Raw genomic sequence first — 19,647 nt, 5'->3', positions numbered from 1 at the left:
GGAATATTCGACTAGAATCGCGGAGTTTACGGTGCGACATCCGCCCATGCAGGCGCGGCGCGCCATTCTAGTTTCCGTGACGGCCCCGCGCCGGCATGGTTTCGGCGGCAACCACATTCCATCCCATCATCACCAGACACCAAAACCTCATCAAAGGAACCGTTGCAGTGGCGGAAGCGAATCGCTGGGTAGTACTCAAGTTCGGCGGCACCTCGGTGTCCCGTCGGAACCGTTGGGACACCATCGGACGCCTCGCCGGAAAACGCATGGCCGATGAGGGCGTCCGCGTGCTGGTCGTGGTCTCCGCGCTGTCGGGCGTGACCAACGAGCTGCAGGCGATCGCCAATGGTGACGACGTCGACGCACGCATCGCCGCGCTGGTCGAACGCCATCGCGCGTTCTGTGGCGAACTCGACCTGGACGCCGACACCGTGCTCGGCGAGCGCCTCGCCGCGTTGCAGGCGCTCGGCACCGATGCGCGCGTCGTGACGCGTCCGCTCGACTGGCAGGCGGAAGTGCTCGCACAGGGCGAGCTGCTCTCGTCCACGCTTGGCGCCGCGTACCTGCGGTCGCAGGGCCTGGATTTCGGCTGGTGCGATGCACGCGACTGGCTCGATGCGGTGTCGCTGCCCAACGCCAGCGCGTGGTCGCAGCGGTTGTCGGTGAATTGCCGACTCGACGGCGACGGTTTTGGCGAGCGTTTCTCCACGCAGCCGACGCGCGCGCTGATCACGCAGGGCTTCATCTCGCGCCATGGCGACGGCAGCACCGCGATCCTCGGCCGCGGTGGCTCGGATACGTCGGCCGCGTACTTCGGTGCGTTGCTGAAAGCGCAGCGCGTCGAGATCTGGACCGACGTCCCTGGCATGTTCAGCGCCAACCCGCGCGACGTGCCCGAAGCACGACTGCTCACGCGTCTGCATTACGCCGAAGCGCAGGAGATCGCGACGACCGGCGCGAAGGTGCTGCATCCGCGATCGATCGCACCCTGCCGCGACGCCGGCGTGCCGATGGCGATCCTCGACACCGAACGCCCCGAACTGCCCGGCACGCGCATCGACGCGACCGCCGCGACGGTGCCGGGCGTGAAGGCGATCAGCCGCCGCAACGGCATCGTGCTGGTGTCGATGGAAAGCATCGGCATGTGGCAGCAGGTCGGCTTCCTCGCCGACGTGTTCGAACGCTTCAAGCGCCACGGTCTGTCGATCGACCTGATCGGTTCGTCGGAGACCAACGTCACCGTGTCGCTGGATCCCAGCGAGAACCTGGTCACGACGAACGTGCTCGAAGCGCTGAGTGCGGACCTCGCCGAGATCTGCCGCGTTAAGGTCATCGCGCCGTGCGCGGCGATCACGCTGGTCGGTCGCGGCATGCGCTCGCTGCTGCATCGCCTGTCCGACATCTGGGCGACGTTCGGCCGCCAGCACGTGCACCTGATCTCGCAGTCGTCGAACGATCTCAACCTCACCTTCGTCATCGACGAAGCCGACGCTGAAGGCCTGCTGCCGCACCTGCACGCCGAACTCATCCGCTCGCGCGCCATGCCCGTGCGCGATGCGACGGTGTTCGGCCCGAGCTGGCGCGAGATCGCGTTCGGCGCGCCGCAGCGTGCGCCGGCGTGGTGGCGCGGTCGTCGCGAGCAGTTGCTTTCGCTCGCCGCGCAGGGCACGCCGCGTTATGTCTACGACCTGGCGACGGTGCGCGATCGCGCGCGTTCGCTCAGCGCGACCAGTGCGGTGGATCGCTGCTTCTACGCGATCAAGGCCAATCCGCATCCGGAGATCCTGCGCACGCTGGTCGGCGAGGGCTTCGGGCTGGAGTGCGTGTCGCAGGGCGAGTTCGACCATGTGTTCGCAACGTTGCCGCACATCACGCCCAGCCGTGTGCTGTTCACGCCGAGCTTCGCGCCGCGTCGCGAGTACGAGGCGGCGTTCGAGCGCGGCATCATCGTCACACTCGACAACATCGAAGCGCTGCAGCGCTGGCCGGACGTGTTCCGTAATCGCACGATCTGGCTGCGCATCGACCTCGGCCATGGCGAAGGCCACCACGAGAAGGTCAAGACCGGCGGCGTAGCGGCGAAATTCGGCCTGCCGATGACGCGCTTCGATGCGTTCGTCGAGGAGGCGCGCAAGCTCGGCATCCGCATCAGCGGCCTGCACGCGCACCTGGGCAGCGGCATCGAGGATCCCCAGCACTGGCGCGGCGTCTACGCGCACCTGGCCGGCTTGGCCGATGGCATCGGCACGATCGAGACCATCGACATCGGCGGCGGTTTGCCGATTCCGTACACGCCCGAAGCGCCGCAGTTCGACCTGCCGCTGTGGCGCGCGGGGCTGGAGGAGATCAAGGCCGCGTATCCGCGCTACGGCCTGGTCATCGAGCCCGGTCGCTACCTCGTCGCCGAAAGCGGCGCGCTGCTTCTGACCACGACGCAGGTCGTCGAGAAGGACGGCGTGCGCCGCGTCGGTTGCGACGGCGGCATGAACGCACTGATGCGCCCGGCGATGTACGAGGCGTACCACGGAATCTTCAACCTGTCGCGCGACGGCGACACCGCCGTGTTCGACGTGGTCGGTCCGATCTGCGAGAGCAGCGACGTGATCGGCCGCGGCCGCACGCTGCCGGCCGATACCGCCGAGGGCGACGTGATCCTGGTCGCCGACGCCGGCGCATACGGCATGGCGATGGCCAACACCTACAACCTGCGGGCCCTTCCGGCCGAGGAAGCAATCGAATGAGTGAGTGGAAATTCAACCGCGACGCCATCGGCGCGTTCCGTTTCGTGCGCTGCGGATTCGACGCGGACACGGGCGTCGCGCAGCTGGTGTACGCCTTCGACGACGGCCCGGAAATGATCGAGACGATCACCGTGCCGGGTGCGCCGTTCGCGCTCGATCCCGAGCGTTCGGCCGCCGCGGAGCGCGCGCTGCGCCTGCTGCACCTGATCGCCGGCGTGAGCTACTACAAGGCCGCGGTGCCGTCGGAGATCCGCATCGACTCGTACGCGATAGATGCCGACACCGCCGCGCTGCTGGAGCTGATCTACGTCAACGGCCTGGGCGAGTTCGCGTATCGCAATGGCCTGAACCTGCACGGGAAGATCCAGTTCCCGGTCGCGGAGCAGGGCAATGCGACGTCGCCGAAACTCGGCCTGCGCGAACACGCTCTCGTCGCCATCGGCGGCGGCAAGGACTCGCTGGTCAGCATCGAAGCGCTGCGCACGCTGGGCGTCGAACAGACGGTGACGTGGATCGGCGGCTCGCAGCTGATCCGCGCGTGCGCCGAACGCACGGGCCTGCCGACGCTCAACCTCGGCCGCGCACTGGCGCCGCAGCTGTTCGACTACAACCGCGAAGGTGCGTGGAACGGCCACATTCCGGTGACGGTGCTGAACTCCGCGATCATGGTCTTCGCCGCCGTGCTGCTGGGCGTGGACCAGGTGGTGTTCTCGAACGAACGCTCGGCCAGCTACGGCAGCGTCATCGAAGGCACGGGCGAAGTGAACCACCAGTGGTCGAAGGGTTGGGAGTGCGAACGCGCATTCGGCGAATACGTGCAGCGCCACGTCGCCGCGGACCTGCACTACTACTCGCTGCTGCGCCCGCTCAGCGAGCTCGCCGTCGCGCGCCAGTTCGCGAAGACCGACCGCTACGACGCGCACTTCAGCAGCTGCAACCGCAACTTCCACATTCTTGGCGAGCGTCCGGCGAGTCGCTGGTGCGGCGTGTGCCCGAAGTGCCACTTCGTGTTCCTCGCGCTCGCGCCGTTCATGCCGAAGCCGCGCCTGATGGGCATCTTTGGCCGCAACCTGCTCGACGATCCGGCGCAGATCCCCGGCTTCGACGCGCTGCTGGAATACCAGAACCACAAGCCATTTGAATGCGTGGGCGAAGGGCGCGAATCGCGTGCGGCGATGGCCGCGCTGGCCGGCCGTCCGGAATGGCGCGAGGACGCGCTGGTCGACCGCTTCGCGCACGAGATCCGCCCGCAGCTGGACGCGCAGGAACTCGGCATCGAGCCACTGCTCGTGATCGACGACGAACACCGCATCCCGGCCAAGCTGTGGGAACGCCTGCGTGCGCAGTTCGCCGCCTGACATCGCCTCGCTCGACGGTCGCAAGGTCGCGCTCTGGGGCTGGGGGCGCGAAGGGCGCGCGGCGTATCGCGCGATCCGCGCACGGCTGCCGTCGCTGCCGCTGACGCTGTTCTGCTCGACGGCCGAAGCCGCCGAAGCGGCTGCGTTGAACGACGCGAACCTTGTCGCCGAATCCGATGCGTCCGCAGCGCGGCTGTCGGCGTTCGACGTCGTGGTGAAGTCGCCGGGCATCAGTCCGTACAAGCCCGAAGCCGTCGCCGCGGCGGAGCAGGGCACGCGCTTTATCGGCGGTACGGCGTTGTGGTTTGCGGAACACGCCGGTGCCGACGGCGTCGCCGCGGACACCATCTGCGTCACCGGCACGAAGGGCAAGAGCACGACGACGGCGCTGCTCGCACACTTGCTGCGCGCCGGCGGCCATGTCACCGCGCTCGCCGGCAACATCGGCCTGCCGCTGCTGGAAGCCCTGGAGCCGGACATCGCGCCGGAATTCTGGGCGATCGAGCTGTCGAGCTATCAGACGGGCGACGTCGCGCAGGCTGGCGTGCGACCGGAGATCGCGGTCGTCCTCAACATTTTCCCCGAGCATCTCGACTGGCATGGATCGCACGAGCGTTACGTCGAGGACAAGCTGAAGCTCGTCACGCAGGCGCAGCCGCGCATCGCCGTGCTCAACGCGAACGACCCGCGGCTCGCGCAGCTCGGCGCGACGTTGAGCGCAAGCGACGTCCGCTGGTTCGGACATCGCGATGGCTGGCACCTGCGCGAGGACGATCTGTATCGCGGCGAGGCGTTCGTCATGGACACGCGCGCGCTGCCACTGCCGGGTCGCCACAATCGCGGGAACCTGTGCGCGGTGCTGACAGCGATCGAGGCGCTGGGTCTGGATGCGGTGCCGCTTGCGCCGCATGCGGCGAGCTTCCGACCGCTGCCGCATCGCCTGCAGACGATCGGCACGCGCGATGGCATTACCTACGTCAACGATTCCATCAGCACGACGCCGCATGCGAGTCTCGCGGCGCTGGACTGCTTCGCGTCGCGCCGTGTCGCGATCCTCGTCGGCGGACACGATCGCGGCCTGCCGTGGGAAGACTTCGCCGACGCGATGCGCACCCATGCGCCGGTGGCGATCGTCACGATGGGCCAGAACGGACCGCGCATCCACGCGCTGCTGGAGCCGGTCGCGGCGCAGGGCGGCTTCGTGCTTGGTGAAGCGGTCGATCTGGACGACGCGATGGCGCAGGCGCGCGCGGCGCTGGGCGGGGAGGGCGTCGTGCTGCTGTCGCCCGGCGCGCCGAGTTTCGGCGCCTATCGCGATTACGTGGCGCGCGGGCGCCACTTCGCCGAACTGGCGGGTTTCGATCCGGAGATGATCAGTACGATTCCGGGGCTTGGAATCGCCTGAGTTCTGCTCGCGCGTGGTGTTGTGCCACGCGCGTCACCCGCGCGGTCAGTGGTCGCGGCTCACCGCATAACGCGCCAGCCCGCGCAGTGCGAGCGTGTAGTCGTTCTCGTCCAGGCCATCGAGCGCGTGCTCGGCGGCCTGCGCGTACTCCTGCGCGCGACGACGGCTGTAATCGAGGCCGCCAGTGGCGTGGATCGCCGCCAGCACGTCGGGCATCGCCCCGGTGTCGCCGTGTTCGACCGCGTGGCGCAGGCGCGCACGCGTGGCCTCGTTGCTGTGCGCGATCGCGTGGATGAGCGGCAGCGTCGCCTTGCCTTCGGCGAGGTCGTCGCCGAGGTTCTTGCCGAGCGTCGCGGCGTCTGAGGCGTAGTCGAGCACGTCGTCGGCGATCTGGAACGCGTAGCCGAGGTTCATGCCGTAATCGTGCAACGCCTCGCACGTGACTTCGTCCGCGTCGGCCAGCAGCGCACCCAGGCGCGTGGCGGCGGCGAAGAGCACGGCGGTCTTGCGTTCGATCACGCGCAGGTAGGCGGCTTCGTCGGTGTCGGGATTGCGCACGTGCAGCAGCTGCAATACCTCGCCTTCGGCGATGCGGTTGGTCGTGTCGGCCAGGATCTGCATGACGGCGATGCGTTCCAGTTCGACCATCAGCTGGAAGCTGCGCGAGTACAGGAAATCGCCGACCAGCACACTGGCCGCGTTGCCCCATACCGCGTTGGCTGTCTTGCGGCCGCGGCGCAGGTCGGATTCGTCCACGACGTCGTCGTGTAGCAGCGTCGCGGTGTGGATGAACTCCACCACCGCGGCGAGCTGGTGCGCGTGCTCGCCGATGCCGCGCCCGCCGCTGCCGCCCAGGGCTCCGTTCGCCAGCAACAGCAGCATCGGTCGCAGGCGCTTGCCCCCCGCGCCGACGATGTACTCGGCGACCTGGTTGATCAGCACCACGTCCGAAGCCAGCCGGCGCCGGATCAGCGCGTCCACCGCCGCCATGTCCCGACGGGCCAGGTCCTGGATGGTGGCCAGGTCGGGGACGGCCGGGGTCGTCGTCGGACTGGGTGGCATGGGCGAACCGCGTGTGAGGGGCCCTGGATTATACGGGCGCATTCGCGGCGAGGATTTTTCGGACAGTTCCGATGGTCCCGTCCGGTGGCCGGTTCCAACCTGTGGTTTCGATTCCCGCATCGCCACCGCCACTGGACCGCCCATGAGCACACGACACAATGCCGCCGCCGACGCGATAACCCCGGTGGCTGTTCCGCAGTGGCCCGGTTTGCGGCACGTGGACGTGATCGAGCGCAGCCTGCGCGGCCTCAGCGGCGCGAGTCGCGAAACGCTGCTCGATGCCGTGGCGCGGACGCTGGATCGTTATCTCTCCGGGACGACGCGTCTTGTCGGATCCGCGTGCCAGGAGCTCGATGTGGAGCTTGACGAAGTGCTGCGGCGCCTCGGTCCGCCACGCTCCTCGGCCATCGGCGGAGCGAACGCCTGATGGCCGGCCGCCCCATCCGGCGCAAAAGCCAGGAGAAGGTCCTCGCACGGGAGGCGCTGGCGATGCCCGCGGCCGCGAACGACGACCCCGCCTCGTTCGAACTGCTGCGGCTCTGGGCGGTCGACCGCAGCCTGGCGATGAGCGTGTGCCCGGCCATCGAGGGCGAACCCTCGGATTTCGGCGCCTTGCTGGCCGACCTGTTCAGCCACGCCTGCGAGCGGTATGCCCTACGCACGGGGGAGCCGGAATCCGACATCCGGGCCAGCATGTTCCTCGCCTTCGCCTGCCGCTTCGGCGACCTGACGCGCATGTGATTCCCCACGGCCGCGTCCCGGTTTCGCCTCGGTGGCGGACGACGGGCGGCTGTTATGATGCTTCCCCTGCCGGCACGCCCGCATCGCGCTTTCGTGCCCGGCCTCCAGACGAAGCACACATAAGAGGGGAAGGCACTCCCATGGCACGCGGCATCAACAAGGTGATCCTGGTCGGCAACCTGGGCGACGATCCCGAAACCAAGTACACCCAGGGCGGCATGGCCGTGACCAAGGCCCGCCTGGCGACGACCAGCGTGCGCAAGGACCGCGACGGCAACACCCAGGAGCGCACCGAGTGGCACCGGGTGACCTTCTTCGGAAAGCTCGGCGAGATCGCCGGCGAATACCTGCGCAAGGGCAGCCAGGTCTACGTCGAAGGCTCGATCCGCTACGACAAGTACACCGGCCAGGACGGCGTGGAGCGCTACTCCACCGACATCATCGCCGACGAGATGCAGATGCTCGGCGGTCGTCCGGGCGGCGAGGGTGGCGGCGGTAGCCGCAGTGAATACCGCGGCGGTGGCGGTGGCGAGCGTTCGTCGCGTCCGCCGGCGCGCCAGGAATCAGCCCCTCGTCGTGAGGCGCCCCCGGCCAAGTCGAGCAGCTTCAACGACGACTTCGCGGACGACGACATTCCGTTCTGAGCCACCTCGTTTTTTTGCGCTTTTGGGATTTGAAAGGAGTTTCAGTGGCTACGTGGATAGTGACAGGCGGCGCCGGCTTCATCGGCGGCAACTTCGTGCTGGATGCGGTCCAGCGCAACATCAAGGTCGTGAACCTCGACGCGCTCACGTACGCGGGCAATGTCGATACGCTTGCGTCGCTGGAGAACGATCCGCGGCATGTGTTCGTCCACGGCGATATCGGTGATGCTGCGCTCGTCGAGCGATTGCTGAAGGAGCATCGCCCCGACGCCGTGATCAACTTCGCGGCGGAGAGCCACGTCGACCGGTCGATCGACGGTCCGGCGGCGTTCGTCCAGACGAACGTCGTGGGAACGCTCAGCCTGCTGGAGAAGACGCGCGACTACTGGAAATCGCTCGATGCCGCCGGCCGCGATGCCTTCCGCTTCCTGCACGTTTCGACGGACGAGGTTTACGGCACGCTCGGCGAGACCGGCAAGTTCACCGAGGAAACACCGTACGCACCGAATTCGCCGTACTCGGCGTCCAAGGCGGCGTCGGATCATCTGGTGCGCGCGTTCCACCACACCTATGGCTTGCCGGTGCTGACGACGAACTGCTCGAACAATTACGGGCAGTACCAGTTCCCCGAAAAGCTCATTCCGCTGATCATCGCCCGCGCGTTGGCCGGCGAGCCGCTGCCGGTGTACGGCGATGGCCGCAACGTGCGTGACTGGCTCTACGTTGGCGATCACTGCGCGGCGATCCGCCGCGTCCTGGAAGCCGGTCGCATCGGCGAGACCTACAACGTCGGTGGTGATGCCGAGCGCCAGAACCTCGAGGTCGTGCAGACGATCTGCCGCCTGCTGGACGAGCGGCAGCCGCTTGCCGATGGCCGCGCGCGCGAGTCCCTGATCACCTTCGTCGCCGATCGCCCCGGACACGATCGCCGTTACGCCATCGACGCCTCCAAGCTCAAGGGCGAACTGGGATGGGCACCGACGGTGACCTTCGAACAGGGAATCGCCCTCACCGTGGACTGGTACCTCCAGAACCAGCCGTGGGTGAAGCGCGTGTTGGACGGCAGCTATCGCCTCGAGCGCATCGGACAGGGCTGAGGAAGGCACATGGACCGTAAAGGCATCATCCTGGCGGGTGGTAGCGGCACGCGCCTCTACCCCATCACCAAGGGCATCAGCAAACAGCTGCTGCCGGTGTATGACAAGCCGATGATCTACTACCCGCTGAGCGTGCTCATGCTCGCCGGCATCCGGGAAGTCCTGGTCATCAACACGCCGCACGAGCAGGCCCTGTTCAAGGCGCTGCTCGGCGATGGTTCGCAATGGGGCATGCGCATCGAGTATGCCGTGCAGCCCAGCCCGGACGGGCTTGCACAGGCGTACCTGATCGGCCGCGAGTTCCTCGCGGGCGGGCCGAGCTGCCTGGTGCTCGGCGACAACATCTTCCACGGTCCTGGCCTGACGGCGATGCTCAAGCGTGCCGACGAACGGCCGTCTGGCGCGACCGTCTTTGGCTACTGGGTGCGGGATCCGGAGCGTTACGGCGTCGCCGAGTTCGACGCATCCGGAAAGGTCGTTGGCCTGGAAGAAAAGCCGTCCGTGCCGCGCTCCAACTACGCGGTCACGGGCCTGTATTTCTACGACGGGCGTGCGAGCGACTTCGCCGCCGAACTGAAGCCTTCGCCGCGCGGCGAACTCGAAATCACCGATCTCAACCGCCGTTACCTTGACGAAGGCTCGCTGCACCTCGAGCAGCTCGGCCGCGGTTACGCGTGGCTGGACACGGGCACGCACCAGTCGCTGCTGGAGGCGTCGAACTATATCGAGACCATTGAGGCGCGGCAGGGGCTGCGCGTCTGCTGCCCTGAGGAAATTGCCTGGAACAACGGCTGGATCACGGCCGAACAGCTCAACGAACTCGCGCGCCCGCTCGCGAAGAATGGTTATGGCGAGTACCTGATGAGCCTGGCCGAACGAGGGCCGGTGCCGTGAAGATCATCGAGACCGATCTGCCAGGCTGCGTGGTGATCGAGCCGCGCGTGTTCGGCGACGACCGCGGCTTCTTCTTCGAATCCTTCAACCTCGACAAGCTCGGCGATGCCGGGATCAAGCCGACGTTCGTGCAGGGCAACGTGTCCTCGTCGCGTCGCGGCGTGTTGCGTGGCCTGCACTACCAGTGGCCCAAGCCGCAGGGCAAATATGTGTCGGTGGTCGAGGGCGAGGTCTGGGATGTGGCGGTGGATATCCGACGCGGATCCCCGACGTTCGGCCGCTGGACCGCGGTGCTGCTCAATGCCGAAAACAAGCGCCACTTCTGGATTCCAGAAGGCTTCGCGCACGGCTTCGTGACGCTCAGCGAGCGCGCGGTGTTCACGTACCTGTGCACTGAAACCTACGACGCGTCTGCTGATGCCGCCGTTCGCTGGAACGACGCGACGCTCGGCATCGACTGGCCCATGTCCGATGTCGCCCTGTCCGACAAGGATGCGCGCGCGCCGTTCCTGGACGAGATCCCGGAAGACCGCCTGCCGGTGTACGTCCCATGAGGCAGGCGTCGTGAGGCTGCTGCTGGTAGGCGCGAACGGACAGGTTGGCGATGCGCTTCGGCGCAGTCTCGCTCCGCTAGGCGAGGTGATCGCGACGACACGAAGCGGGCGCCTCGACGATGAGACGAGCTGCGAAGCGCTCGACCTCGGCGATCTGGACGCCATCGCGTCGTTGGTCGCGCGCGTGCATCCTGACGTAATCGTCAACGCCGCGGCCTACACAGCGGTCGATCGGGCAGAGGATGAGGTCGAAGCTGCTTTCCGCATCAACGCCCTGGCGCCGGGCCGCCTCGCGGAAGCCGCCGTCGCATGTGGCGCGTCGCTGGTTCATTACTCGACCGACTACGTGTTCGACGGCCGCGGTTCGCGTCCCTATCGCGACGACGACACAACCGACCCGCTGGGCGTCTACGGGCGCAGCAAGCTCGATGGCGAACTCGCGATCACCGCGAGCGGTGCACGACATCTGATCCTTCGGACCGCCTGGGTGTACGGCCTGCACGGTCACAATTTCCTGCGCACGATGCTGCGTGTCGGCGCCGAGCGCGATGAGCTGCGCGTGGTTGCGGACCAGCATGGCTGTCCGACGCCTGCATGGCTCATCGCCGATGTGACGGCGGCCGTGATGCGCAAGGGTATTGCCGAGTCTGGCATCCGCCATCTCGTCGCCAGCGGCGAGACCACTTGGCACGGCTTCGCCGAGGCGATCTTCGATGAAGCGTCGGAGCGTGGCCTGATTGCCCGTCGTCCGACCGTAATCCCCATCGCCACCTCCGATTACCCGACCCGCGCGGTCCGCCCCGCGTATTCGGTGCTCGATACCACGCGTCTGCGCGACGAGTACGCCCCGGAGTTGCCGGACTGGCGCGACGCGCTGGCACGAACGCTGGCCTGACGCTCTGTGTCCCACCCGCTCGTCTGCCTCGCGCGGTAGTCTTGTGTCGTCGCCTGGCGGGGAGCCCGGCGTCCCACACTAGGGAAGGGGACAATGAAGAAGCTTCTGCTTGCCGCCGCTTTCGCGGCGCTGTCGTCCAATGCCGTCGCGGGCGGCGTCGACGTGTCGGCCTACGTCCGCAGGGACCAGTTCACCGATCTGAAGATCTCGCCAGGGGGACAGTACCTGGCCGCGACGATTCCGATGGAGGATCGAAGCGTCCTGGCCGTGATCGAACGCGGCACGAACAAACTCACCGGCACGTTCAAGATGCCGCGTGACAATTACATCGCCGATTTCGAATGGGTGGGCCCCGAGCGCGTGGTGCTGAGCGCTGCCGAGAAGTTCGGCTCGCTCGACGAGCCGCAGCTTACCGGCGAACTGTTCGCGATGAACGCCGATGGCGGCAAGGCCGAGATGCTGGTCGGGTACCGCACGCAGGACGGCGGGCTCGGCACCACGATCAAGCCGAAGAAGGGCAACGACCGCATCTGGGCATACCTGATCCCGACGCCGGTCGGCGACGGCCGTTCGGCACTGATTTCGGCGCAACCGTACTCGGACGATCCGCATTCGAGCGCCGAGCGCATCGATGCCTTCACCGGGCGGATGAAGCGCGTGGCGATCGCACGGCCGTCGGCGAAGTAGGCGCGATACGAAAGCGAAGAAGGCCGCGCACGTGCTCGCCAAGCGCGAGTGGTTCGATCCCGAAAAGCAGGCCACCGCGAAGCCGATCGAATTCAAGGCGCGCGACGGGATGACGCTGCACGGCTTCCTCACCACGCCCAACGGCAGCAACGGCAGGAACCTTCCGCTGGTGGTGATGCCGCACGGCGGCCCGATCGACGTGCAGGATTACTGGGGCTTCGATTCGGACGCGCAGCTGCTCTCGGCGGCTGGCTATGCGGTGCTGCAGCTCAACTATCGCGGCTCGTCCGGCTACGGCAAGTCCTACGTCAGCGCCGGGGCGAAAGAGTGGGGCGGAAGGATGCAGGACGATCTCACCGATGCCACGCGCTGGGCCATCGCCGAAGGCGTTGCCGACAAGGGCCGCATCTGCCTGTACGGCGCGAGCTACGGTGGATACGCCTCGCTGATGGGCGTGGCGAAGGAGCCCGACCTCTACAAGTGCGCCGCCGGCTACGTCGGCGTGTACGACCTGCCGAAGATGATCGCCGACGACACCCGCGACAGCCGCCGTTCGGGCAACTGGCTGCGCGAATGGGTAGGCGATCCGGCCAAGCTCGGCGACGTCTCGCCGAACCGTCTGGCCGATCGCATCAAGGTACCTGTGTTCCTCGCCGCGGGCGGCAAGGATCGCGTTGCGCCGATCGAGCACAGCCACATGATGGAATCGGCGCTGCGCAAGGCGGGCGTTCCGGTCGAAACGCTCTATTACGACACCGAAGCGCACGGCTTCTACACCGAGGAACACAAGCAGGAGTTCTACACTCGCCTGCTCGCGTTCCTCTCGCGCAGCCTCGGCGGTTCGCTGGCGGCGACGGGCAGCGCAGGCGATGCGAAGGCCGCGAAGTAGTCGTCAAACACATGAAAGCGGCGCCTCCGGGCGCCGTTTTCATTCCTGCGATCACTTGATGCCATGCATCAGCCGCCGCAACAGTGGCGCGGCGATGAAGGCAAGCACCGCCCAGCCGATACCGATTCCCGTCATCAGCCAGAACAGGTTGGCGTACTTGTCGCCCGCTGCGGCGAAGTCCAGCGCAGCGCCTTCAGGCACGTCGATCGCGGCGAGTTTGCCGAACAGCGCCGCGAGCGTTTCGGAGAACGCCGTGGCGAGGAACCACGTACCCATCATCAGGCTCATGACGCTCTTCACCGACAGTTGCGTCACCGCGGCAAGGCCGACTGGCGCCAGGCACATCTCGCCGATTTCCAGGACGAGATAGGCCAGTACCAGCCACCACACGCTGGCGAGCTGTCCCGTTTCGCCGGCGTGCTGCGCGGCCCACGCCATCGGCACGAAACTCAATCCGGCGAACAACAGTCCCAGCGCGGATTTCGCCGGCTTCGACGGGTCCAGTCCGCGACGATCCAGCCCATCCCACAGCCGCGCGAACACCGGCGCGAGCAACACCAGGAACAATGCGCCGAGGTACGTCAGCGATCCCGCCGTCTGCGGCAGCACGACGCAGTCGCGCAGCAGGAAGACGAGCATCAGCACGATAGCGCCGGCGAACAGCAGCTTCGGCATCGACGAGGCGGGCCTACGGTCCGACAGCGTGGCCGCCGCGACGAACGCCAAGGGCGCCAGCACCAGCGAGATCGTCGACCACGGCCACGGCGTGCCTTCGCGGATCACCAGCGACGGGAATACATCCTTGGTCAGCAGGCGATCGGTGAAAGTCACCCATGAGCCGTACGTCTGCTCGTACAGCGTGAAATACACCAGTGCCATGAAGATCAGCGCCATCAACGCGAGCATGCGATGGCGCTGTTCGCGCGTGCAGCGCGCCTTGAGGAACCACGCGAACCACGCCAGCACGGCGAGCATCACCAGCAACATCAGGATCAATGCGAGCGAGATCTCGCCGCCGAGCGCGAAGCGACCGTTGGCGACGGCCCACATCAGCGCCGCCAGCGGCACCAGTGCGAGCACCGCGCCGAGGTAGATCGCCCATTCGCGCGGCAGGCCGAACGCGCGTTCGCGCAGGCGCGCGGGATCCGGCGGTTCGGCATGGCCGTGCAGGTACTTCTGTCCCCACAGGAACTGCGCAAGCCCGAGCAGCATGCCGATGCCCGCCGCACCGAAGCCCCACTTCCAGCCGAGCGTCTGCCCGAGATAACCGCACACCAGCGCGGAGAACAGCGCGCCCAGGTTGATGCCGGCGTAGAACAGCGAGAAGCCGGAGTCGCGGCGCGGATCGTTTTCCGGATACAGGCGCCCGACGATCGTGGAGATGTTCGGCTTGAGGAAGCCGACGCCGACGATGATCAGCGCGAGCGAAAGGTAGAACACGCGCAACGCGCCTTCGTCGCGCACGACGGTGGCGCCGCTGACGGTGGCGGCATGGCCTTCCACTGCCATGCCGAGGTGGCCGGCGACGAGCAGCAGTCCGCCGAATACCACCGCCTTGCGCATGCCGAGATAACGATCGGCGAGCAACCCGCCGACGACCGGCAGGCAGTAGACGAGACCGCCGTAGGCGCCGAGCACGTCGAGTCCCGGCCCGTCGCCGAAGCGATGGTGCTGGAGCAGGTAGAGCAGCAGCAGCGCCTTCATCCCGTAGAACGAAAAACGCTCCCACATCTCGGTGAAGAAGCAGACGTAGACGCCCTTGGGGTGGCCGAAGAGCTCGTCGCGCGGATCGCGGGCGACCTCGTCGACGTTGTGGTGCGGCAGGTCGGTGGCGGCCACGATGGGCTCCGCGGTGAGTCGGTCGGGAGTATAGGAGCGACTGCGGAGCACGCCCGCGGGAAGGATCCCGCGGACTGTATCGCCTTCTCGCGCGCAGACCGGCGCAGGTTCGATCGCATGCGCGCGAGCCTGCGTAGGGGACCACCGTGCCCTCGCGGGGCAGCCACACAGCCGCGCGCTGCGACTTGCTCGCAGGCCGTGGCAGCGCGGCAGCCTCGCGAGCGCTACGCGATGCCCTCGCGAAGGTGCCGGCGAGCCTGACGTGGGTGTCGTGCGGCCTTCCGACGCTTCGCCGCAGCTGTGCGAGGGTGCTCCTCTGGCCATCCGAGGCTCGCGCCGACCCGCGCGAGGGTCGCCCCAAGTCGTTCGAGGACCGCGACGTGTCCACGCGAGGCTGCACTGGCACCCTTCTACGTCGCTCGCCGGCCTTCGCCGCCGCATCGTCATCCCGCGCGATGACGAAGGTGGCTCCGTCGACCTCCCTCGCGATACCCCCACGTATCGCTGCACCGCCGCAAATTGCCGCGTCCTGTCCATTTGCCGCGGAGTTTTTACAGGCCACGGCAGCCAATGCGATGATCCGGGACCGCTCGATCCAACCGAGTCCTCCTGGAGCTGCCGATGGCCTCGCCCGCGACGCCGCAATTGACCTTCCGAGCTGTCCTGCTGGCCGTCGTGCTGGCGGTGATCCTCTCCGCCGCCAATGCTTACCTGGGCCTGTTCGCGGGCCTCACCATCGCCACCGCCATCCCGGCGGCCGTCGTCTCCATGGGCGTGCTGCGCCTGCTCGGCGGCGGCAGCATCCTGGAAAACAACATCGTCCAGACCGGCGCCTCCGCCGGCTCGTCGATCGCCGCGGGCGTGATCTTCACGATCCCCGCGCTGATCATCATGGGCGTCTGGCCCGACTTCAAATACTGGTGGGTCGTCGGCATCGCCGGCCTTGGCGGCCTGCTCGGCGTGCTGTTCTCGGTGCCGCTGCGCCGCTCGATGATCGTCGAGGAACCGCTGCCGTTCCCCGAAGGCAAGGCCGCGGCCGAAGTGCTCAAGGCCGGCGAGAACCCCGGTCCGGGCCTGAAGATCCTCGGCGTCGCCGGCGGCCTGGGCGCGCTGGTGAAGCTCGCTGCCGAAAGCGGCCTGCGCCTGATCCCCGACAACGCCGTCGCCTCGGGCTTCATCGGCAAGTACCTGGGCTACATGGGCACGAACCTGTCGCCGGCGCTGCTGGGCGTGGGCTACATCGTCGGCCTGAACATCGGCATCGTGGTGGTGTCCGGTTCGATCCTGTCGTGGCAGTTCGCGATTCCGATCTACCACGCGTTCTTCCTCAACTCCGATCCCGCGCTCGCCGCGCAGATCGCCGGCGCGTCCGCCGCTGACGCGGGCGGCGCGATCTGGTCGGCGAAGATCCGCTACCTCGGCGTCGGCGCGATGCTGATCGGCGGCATCTGGACGCTGTTCTCGCTGCGCAATTCGCTCGCCTCGGGCATCAAGAGCGGCCTTGCCGCGGCGCGCAAGGGCGGCGGCCTGGCCGTTGCCGAAACCGAACGCGACCTGCCGATGAAGTGGATGCTCGTCGCACTGGCGGTGTTCGTGATCCCGCTGTGGATGCTCTACCACGCCATCGTGCAGTCCTGGGGCGTGAGCCTGACGATGACGATCATCATGATCGTCGCCGGCTTCCTGTTCGTGTCGGTGTCGGCGTATCTCGCCGGCCTGGTCGGTTCGTCGAACAATCCCGTCTCCGGCATCACGATCGCGACGATCCTGTTCGCCTCGCTCGTGCTGATGCTGCTGCTCGGCCGCGATTCGTCGATCGGCCCGGTCGCCGCGATCATGATCGGCGCGGTGGTGTGCTGCGCGGCGGCGGTCGGCGGCGACAACCTGCAGGACCTCAAGGCCGGTTACATCGTCGGCGCCACGCCGTGGAAGCAGCAGCTGATGCTCGGCATCGGTGCGTTCTCGTGCGCGCTGATCATGGCGCCGGTCCTGAACCTGCTGGCGCAGGCATACGGCATCGGCCCGCCGACCGCCGAACACCCGAACTCGCTGTCCGCACCGCAGGCCACGCTGATGGCATCGGTCGCGAAGGGCCTGTTCGGCGGCAAGCTGCCGTGGGACATGATCGGCATCGGCGCCGTCATCGGCGCGCTGGTCATCGCGCTGGACGAGTGGCTGAAGTCGCGCAAGGCGCACTTCCGCGTGCCGGTGCTGGCCGCGGCGATCGGCATCTACCTGCCGCTGGAACTGATGGTGCCGATCTTCCTCGGCGGCCTGCTCGCGTACATCGTCGAGCGTCGCCACGGCCTGTCGATCGACAGCGACGAAGCCGACCGCGATCGCGCGCATCGTCCGGGCACGCTGTTCGCCGCGGGCCTGATCACCGGCGAAGCGCTCACGGGCATCGCGATCGCGATTCCGATCGTCTGGTCGGGCCGCGCCGACGTGCTGTCGCTTGGCACGCACCTGGGTCCGTGGGTCGGCCTGGCCGTGCTCGCCTTCGTCGCCTGGCTGCTGTTCCGCACGAGCGTGCGCGGCGGCGGCGTCGACTCGGCGAAGCCGGCTCCCTGATCCGAACCGCGTCATCTCCGCGAAAGCGGGATCCAGCGACTTGCCCGCAATCGAGGCACTGGATTCCCGCGTTCGCGGGAATGACGAGGCAAGCGCAACGCGCTGATCGCTCCATCTCTACATGCATTCGAGAAAACCCATGACGCCACGCCACGCCATCCTCCCGCTCGCCCTGCTGCTGGCCTGCGGTTCCACCAACGCATTGGCCGCGCGCGGCTTCGACGTTCGCGACCTTGCCTCGCTCGAACGCGTGTCCTCGCCGACGCTGTCGCCGGACGGCCGCCGCGTGGTGTTCGCCAAGCGCGTGGTCGACATGGCGGCGAACAAGTCCTCGACCGCGCTCTACATCGAAGACCTGATGGCGCGCGATGCCGCGCCGCCGAAGCGCCTCACGCCGGAAGGCTGGAACGTCAATTCGCCGGGCTTCTCGCCCGACGGCAAGACCGTCTACTTCCTCAGCGCGAAGGGCGGCTCGATGCAGCTGTACGCGATTCCCGCCGCCGGCGGCTCGCCGAAGCAGGTGACCGATCTGTCCACCGACGTCGGCGGCTACAAGCTCTCGCCCGATGGCAAGCGCGTGGCAATCAACCTTGAGACCTTCCCGGAGTGCAAGGGCGACCTGGCCTGCTCGAAGAAGAAGCTCGACGAGCGCGGCGCGCAGAAGAACACCGGCGTCGTCTTCGACCGCATGTTCATCCGCCACTGGGATGCGTGGAACGACGGCCGCCTGAACCGCCTGTTCGTCGCCAACCTCGGCGACAAGGCGGCCACGACGGCGACGCTCGTCAGCGGCGGCGTCAACGGCGACGTGCCGTCGCGTCCGTTCGGCGACGCCACCGAATACACCTGGTCGCCGGATGGTGCATCGCTGGTCTTCAGCGCACGCATCGCCGATGCGAAGGAACCGACGTCCACCAACTTCGACCTGTATCAGGTCAACGCCGACGGCATGGGCGCGGCGAAGAACCTCACCGCGTCGAATCCCGCGTGGGACACGGGCGCGACCTTCAGCAGCGACGGCAAGACGCTGTTCTACCGCGCGATGAAGCGCCCGGGCTTCGAGGCCGACCGCTTCGGCCTGATGGCGATGGACATCGCGACCGGCAGCACGCGCGAGATCGCGCCGAAGTGGGACCGCTCCGCCGACGGCATCACGTTGGCGAACAACGGCAAGACGATCTACACCACCGCCACCGACATGGGCGAACACCCGCTGTTCGCGGTGGACATCGCGTCGGGCGAGGCGAAGAAGCTCGTCGGCGAAGGCAGCATTTCGGCGATCGATCTGGCCGGCCCGACGCTCGCGCTGACGCACAACACGCTCAAGACCGGCGACGTGCTGTACACCACCAGCGCCGATGCGTCCGCGCCGCTGCGCGCTATCACGCAGACCACGGGCGAGCGCCTGCCCGACGTGGCGTTCGGCGATTTCGAACAGTTCGACTTCAAGGGCTGGAACGGCGACACGGTGCACGGCTATATCGTCAAGCCGTGGAACTACGTCGAAGGCAAGAAGTATCCGGTCGCATTCCTGATCCACGGCGGTCCGCAGGGCAGCTTCGGCAACGGCTGGAGCTACCGCTGGAATCCGCAGACGTACGCGGGCCAGGGCTACGCGGTGGTGATGATCGACTTCCACGGTTCGACCGGTTACGGCCAGGCGTTCACCGACGCGATCAGCCAGCATTGGGGCGACCGTCCGCTGGAAGACCTGCAGAAGGGTTGGGCCGCGGCGCAGAAGCAGTACGGCTTCCTCGACGGCGACAAGGCCTGCGCACTGGGCGCGAGCTACGGCGGCTTCATGGTCAACTGGATCGCAGGCAACTGGAACCAACCGTGGAAGTGCCTGGTGAGCCACGACGGCGTGTTCGACCAGCGCATGATGGGCTTCGCGACCGAAGAGCAGTGGTTCACCGACTGGGAGCAGGGCGGCAACGCCATCGACAAGGCCGCGAACTACGAGAAGTTCAACCCGGTGAACCACGTGAAGAACTGGCGCGTGCCGATGCTCGTCGTGCACGGACAGCAGGACTTCCGCATCCCGGTCGAGCAGGGCATCGGCGTGTTCACCGCGCTGCAGCGCCAGGGGATTCCGTCGCAGTTCCTGTATTTCCCCGACGAGAACCACTGGGTGCTCAAGCCGGCCAATTCCGTGCAGTGGCACGACACGGTCAACGCGTGGCTGAAGCAGTACATCGGGCAGTAACAACCCGGTGTTGCGGAAAAGGCGGAGCCAGGTGCTCCGCCTTTTTTTATTTCCGACGGTGCAG

Annotated in this window: 15 protein-coding genes and 1 pseudogene; 14 read left to right on the top strand and 2 right to left on the bottom strand. The window is 67.2% G+C overall.

What is annotated here, in order from left to right:
• Nucleotides 1-167 precede the first annotated feature (167 nt).
• The 3 genes from DX912_RS10680 to murD are packed head-to-tail and all read left to right on the top strand — an operon-like array spanning nt 168 to nt 5,504.
• On the top strand, nt 168-2,741 hold the full coding sequence (locus tag DX912_RS10680) for a bifunctional aspartate kinase/diaminopimelate decarboxylase (protein WP_233433562.1): 2,574 nt from the start codon (nt 168-170) through the stop codon (nt 2,739-2,741).
• Nucleotides 2,738-4,099, top strand: coding sequence for a UDP-N-acetyl-alpha-D-muramoyl-L-alanyl-L-glutamate epimerase (gene murL, locus DX912_RS10675; protein WP_115842495.1), 1,362 nt, complete (start codon nt 2,738-2,740; stop codon nt 4,097-4,099). The genes DX912_RS10680 and murL overlap by 4 nt, the downstream gene beginning before the upstream one ends.
• 1 nt (nt 4,100) lies before the next feature.
• Nucleotides 4,101-5,504 carry a UDP-N-acetylmuramoyl-L-alanine--D-glutamate ligase gene (gene murD, locus DX912_RS10670; protein ID WP_115842604.1) on the top strand — a complete coding sequence of 468 codons (1,404 nt, stop codon included), beginning with the start codon at nt 4,101-4,103 and terminating at the stop codon, nt 5,502-5,504.
• A 45-nt stretch (nt 5,505-5,549) separates the two neighbouring features.
• On the opposite strand, the gene DX912_RS10665 is transcribed toward murD, so the two are convergent.
• Nucleotides 5,550-6,566 (bottom strand): polyprenyl synthetase family protein, encoded by a 1,017-nt coding sequence (locus tag DX912_RS10665; protein WP_115842494.1) that lies wholly within the window; start codon nt 6,564-6,566, stop codon nt 5,550-5,552.
• A 142-nt stretch (nt 6,567-6,708) separates the two neighbouring features.
• Between DX912_RS10665 and DX912_RS10660 the strand changes: the two genes are divergently transcribed.
• The 9 genes and pseudogenes from DX912_RS10660 to DX912_RS10620 all read left to right on the top strand — a co-directional run.
• Nucleotides 6,709-6,993, top strand: a complete 285-nt coding sequence (locus DX912_RS10660) for a hypothetical protein (protein ID WP_147298629.1) — start codon at nt 6,709-6,711, stop codon at nt 6,991-6,993.
• Nucleotides 6,993-7,307 carry a DUF5076 domain-containing protein gene (locus DX912_RS10655; RefSeq protein ID WP_115842492.1) on the top strand — a complete coding sequence of 105 codons (315 nt, stop codon included), beginning with the start codon at nt 6,993-6,995 and terminating at the stop codon, nt 7,305-7,307. The genes DX912_RS10660 and DX912_RS10655 overlap by 1 nt, the downstream gene beginning before the upstream one ends.
• A gap of 140 nt (nt 7,308-7,447) precedes the next feature.
• A complete protein-coding gene (ssb, locus tag DX912_RS10650) occupies nt 7,448-7,951 on the top strand; it encodes a single-stranded DNA-binding protein (RefSeq protein ID WP_115842491.1) in 504 nt (167 codons plus the stop codon).
• Between the two features lie 44 nt (nt 7,952-7,995).
• Nucleotides 7,996-9,048 (top strand): dTDP-glucose 4,6-dehydratase, encoded by a 1,053-nt coding sequence (rfbB, locus tag DX912_RS10645; protein ID WP_115842490.1) that lies wholly within the window; start codon nt 7,996-7,998, stop codon nt 9,046-9,048.
• A gap of 9 nt (nt 9,049-9,057) precedes the next feature.
• Nucleotides 9,058-9,942 (top strand): glucose-1-phosphate thymidylyltransferase RfbA, encoded by an 885-nt coding sequence (gene rfbA / locus DX912_RS10640; RefSeq protein WP_115842489.1) that lies wholly within the window; start codon nt 9,058-9,060, stop codon nt 9,940-9,942.
• Nucleotides 9,939-10,496, top strand: coding sequence for a dTDP-4-dehydrorhamnose 3,5-epimerase (gene rfbC, locus DX912_RS10635; RefSeq protein ID WP_115842488.1), 558 nt, complete (start codon nt 9,939-9,941; stop codon nt 10,494-10,496). The genes rfbA and rfbC overlap by 4 nt, the downstream gene beginning before the upstream one ends.
• A gap of 10 nt (nt 10,497-10,506) precedes the next feature.
• Nucleotides 10,507-11,391, top strand: coding sequence for a dTDP-4-dehydrorhamnose reductase (rfbD, locus tag DX912_RS10630; protein WP_115842487.1), 885 nt, complete (start codon nt 10,507-10,509; stop codon nt 11,389-11,391).
• Nucleotides 11,392-11,484: 93 nt separating this feature from the next.
• Nucleotides 11,485-12,078, top strand: coding sequence for a hypothetical protein (locus DX912_RS10625; RefSeq protein ID WP_115842486.1), 594 nt, complete (start codon nt 11,485-11,487; stop codon nt 12,076-12,078).
• 4 nt (nt 12,079-12,082) lie between these two features.
• Nucleotides 12,083-12,967: pseudogene (locus DX912_RS10620) on the top strand (alpha/beta hydrolase family protein); the annotation flags it as partial.
• Nucleotides 12,968-13,018: 51 nt separating this feature from the next.
• On the opposite strand, the gene DX912_RS10615 reads toward DX912_RS10620, so the two are convergent.
• Nucleotides 13,019-14,791, bottom strand: coding sequence for a peptide MFS transporter (locus DX912_RS10615; RefSeq protein WP_233433568.1), 1,773 nt, complete (start codon nt 14,789-14,791; stop codon nt 13,019-13,021).
• 636 nt (nt 14,792-15,427) lie between these two features.
• On the opposite strand from DX912_RS10615, the gene DX912_RS10610 reads away from it, so the two are divergent.
• Together DX912_RS10610 and DX912_RS10605 are read left to right on the top strand one after the other, a co-directional pair.
• The gene (locus DX912_RS10610) at nt 15,428-17,377 is read left to right on the top strand and encodes an OPT family oligopeptide transporter (protein WP_115842483.1); all 1,950 of its coding nucleotides are present in this window, start codon (nt 15,428-15,430) and stop codon (nt 17,375-17,377) included.
• 139 nt (nt 17,378-17,516) lie between these two features.
• On the top strand, nt 17,517-19,583 hold the full coding sequence (locus DX912_RS10605; RefSeq protein WP_181902798.1) for a S9 family peptidase: 2,067 nt from the start codon (nt 17,517-17,519) through the stop codon (nt 19,581-19,583).
• The last annotated feature ends 64 nt before the right edge of the window (nt 19,584-19,647 follow it).

Origin of the sequence: Lysobacter soli (assembly GCF_003382285.1) — a bacterium.
Classification (GTDB): domain Bacteria; phylum Pseudomonadota; class Gammaproteobacteria; order Xanthomonadales; family Xanthomonadaceae; genus Lysobacter_J; species Lysobacter_J soli.
Note: the sequence above shows the minus strand (reverse complement) of the source record. Positions and strands in the feature narration are given on the sequence as shown.

What these genes read in the sequence shown, in the direction of transcription:
- murL (WP_115842495.1), top strand. Translation starts at nt 2,738, where the DNA reads ATGAGTGAGTGGAAATTCAACCGCGACGCCATCGGCGCGTTCCGTTTC.
- DX912_RS10665 (WP_115842494.1), bottom strand. Translation starts at nt 6,566, where the DNA reads ATGCCACCCAGTCCGACGACGACCCCGGCCGTCCCCGACCTGGCCACC.
- DX912_RS10660 (WP_147298629.1), top strand. Translation starts at nt 6,709, where the DNA reads ATGAGCACACGACACAATGCCGCCGCCGACGCGATAACCCCGGTGGCT.
- DX912_RS10655 (WP_115842492.1), top strand. Translation starts at nt 6,993, where the DNA reads ATGGCCGGCCGCCCCATCCGGCGCAAAAGCCAGGAGAAGGTCCTCGCA.
- ssb (WP_115842491.1), top strand. Translation starts at nt 7,448, where the DNA reads ATGGCACGCGGCATCAACAAGGTGATCCTGGTCGGCAACCTGGGCGAC.
- rfbA (WP_115842489.1), top strand. Translation starts at nt 9,058, where the DNA reads ATGGACCGTAAAGGCATCATCCTGGCGGGTGGTAGCGGCACGCGCCTC.
- DX912_RS10625 (WP_115842486.1), top strand. Translation starts at nt 11,485, where the DNA reads ATGAAGAAGCTTCTGCTTGCCGCCGCTTTCGCGGCGCTGTCGTCCAAT.
- DX912_RS10610 (WP_115842483.1), top strand. Translation starts at nt 15,428, where the DNA reads ATGGCCTCGCCCGCGACGCCGCAATTGACCTTCCGAGCTGTCCTGCTG.
- DX912_RS10605 (WP_181902798.1), top strand. Translation starts at nt 17,517, where the DNA reads ATGACGCCACGCCACGCCATCCTCCCGCTCGCCCTGCTGCTGGCCTGC.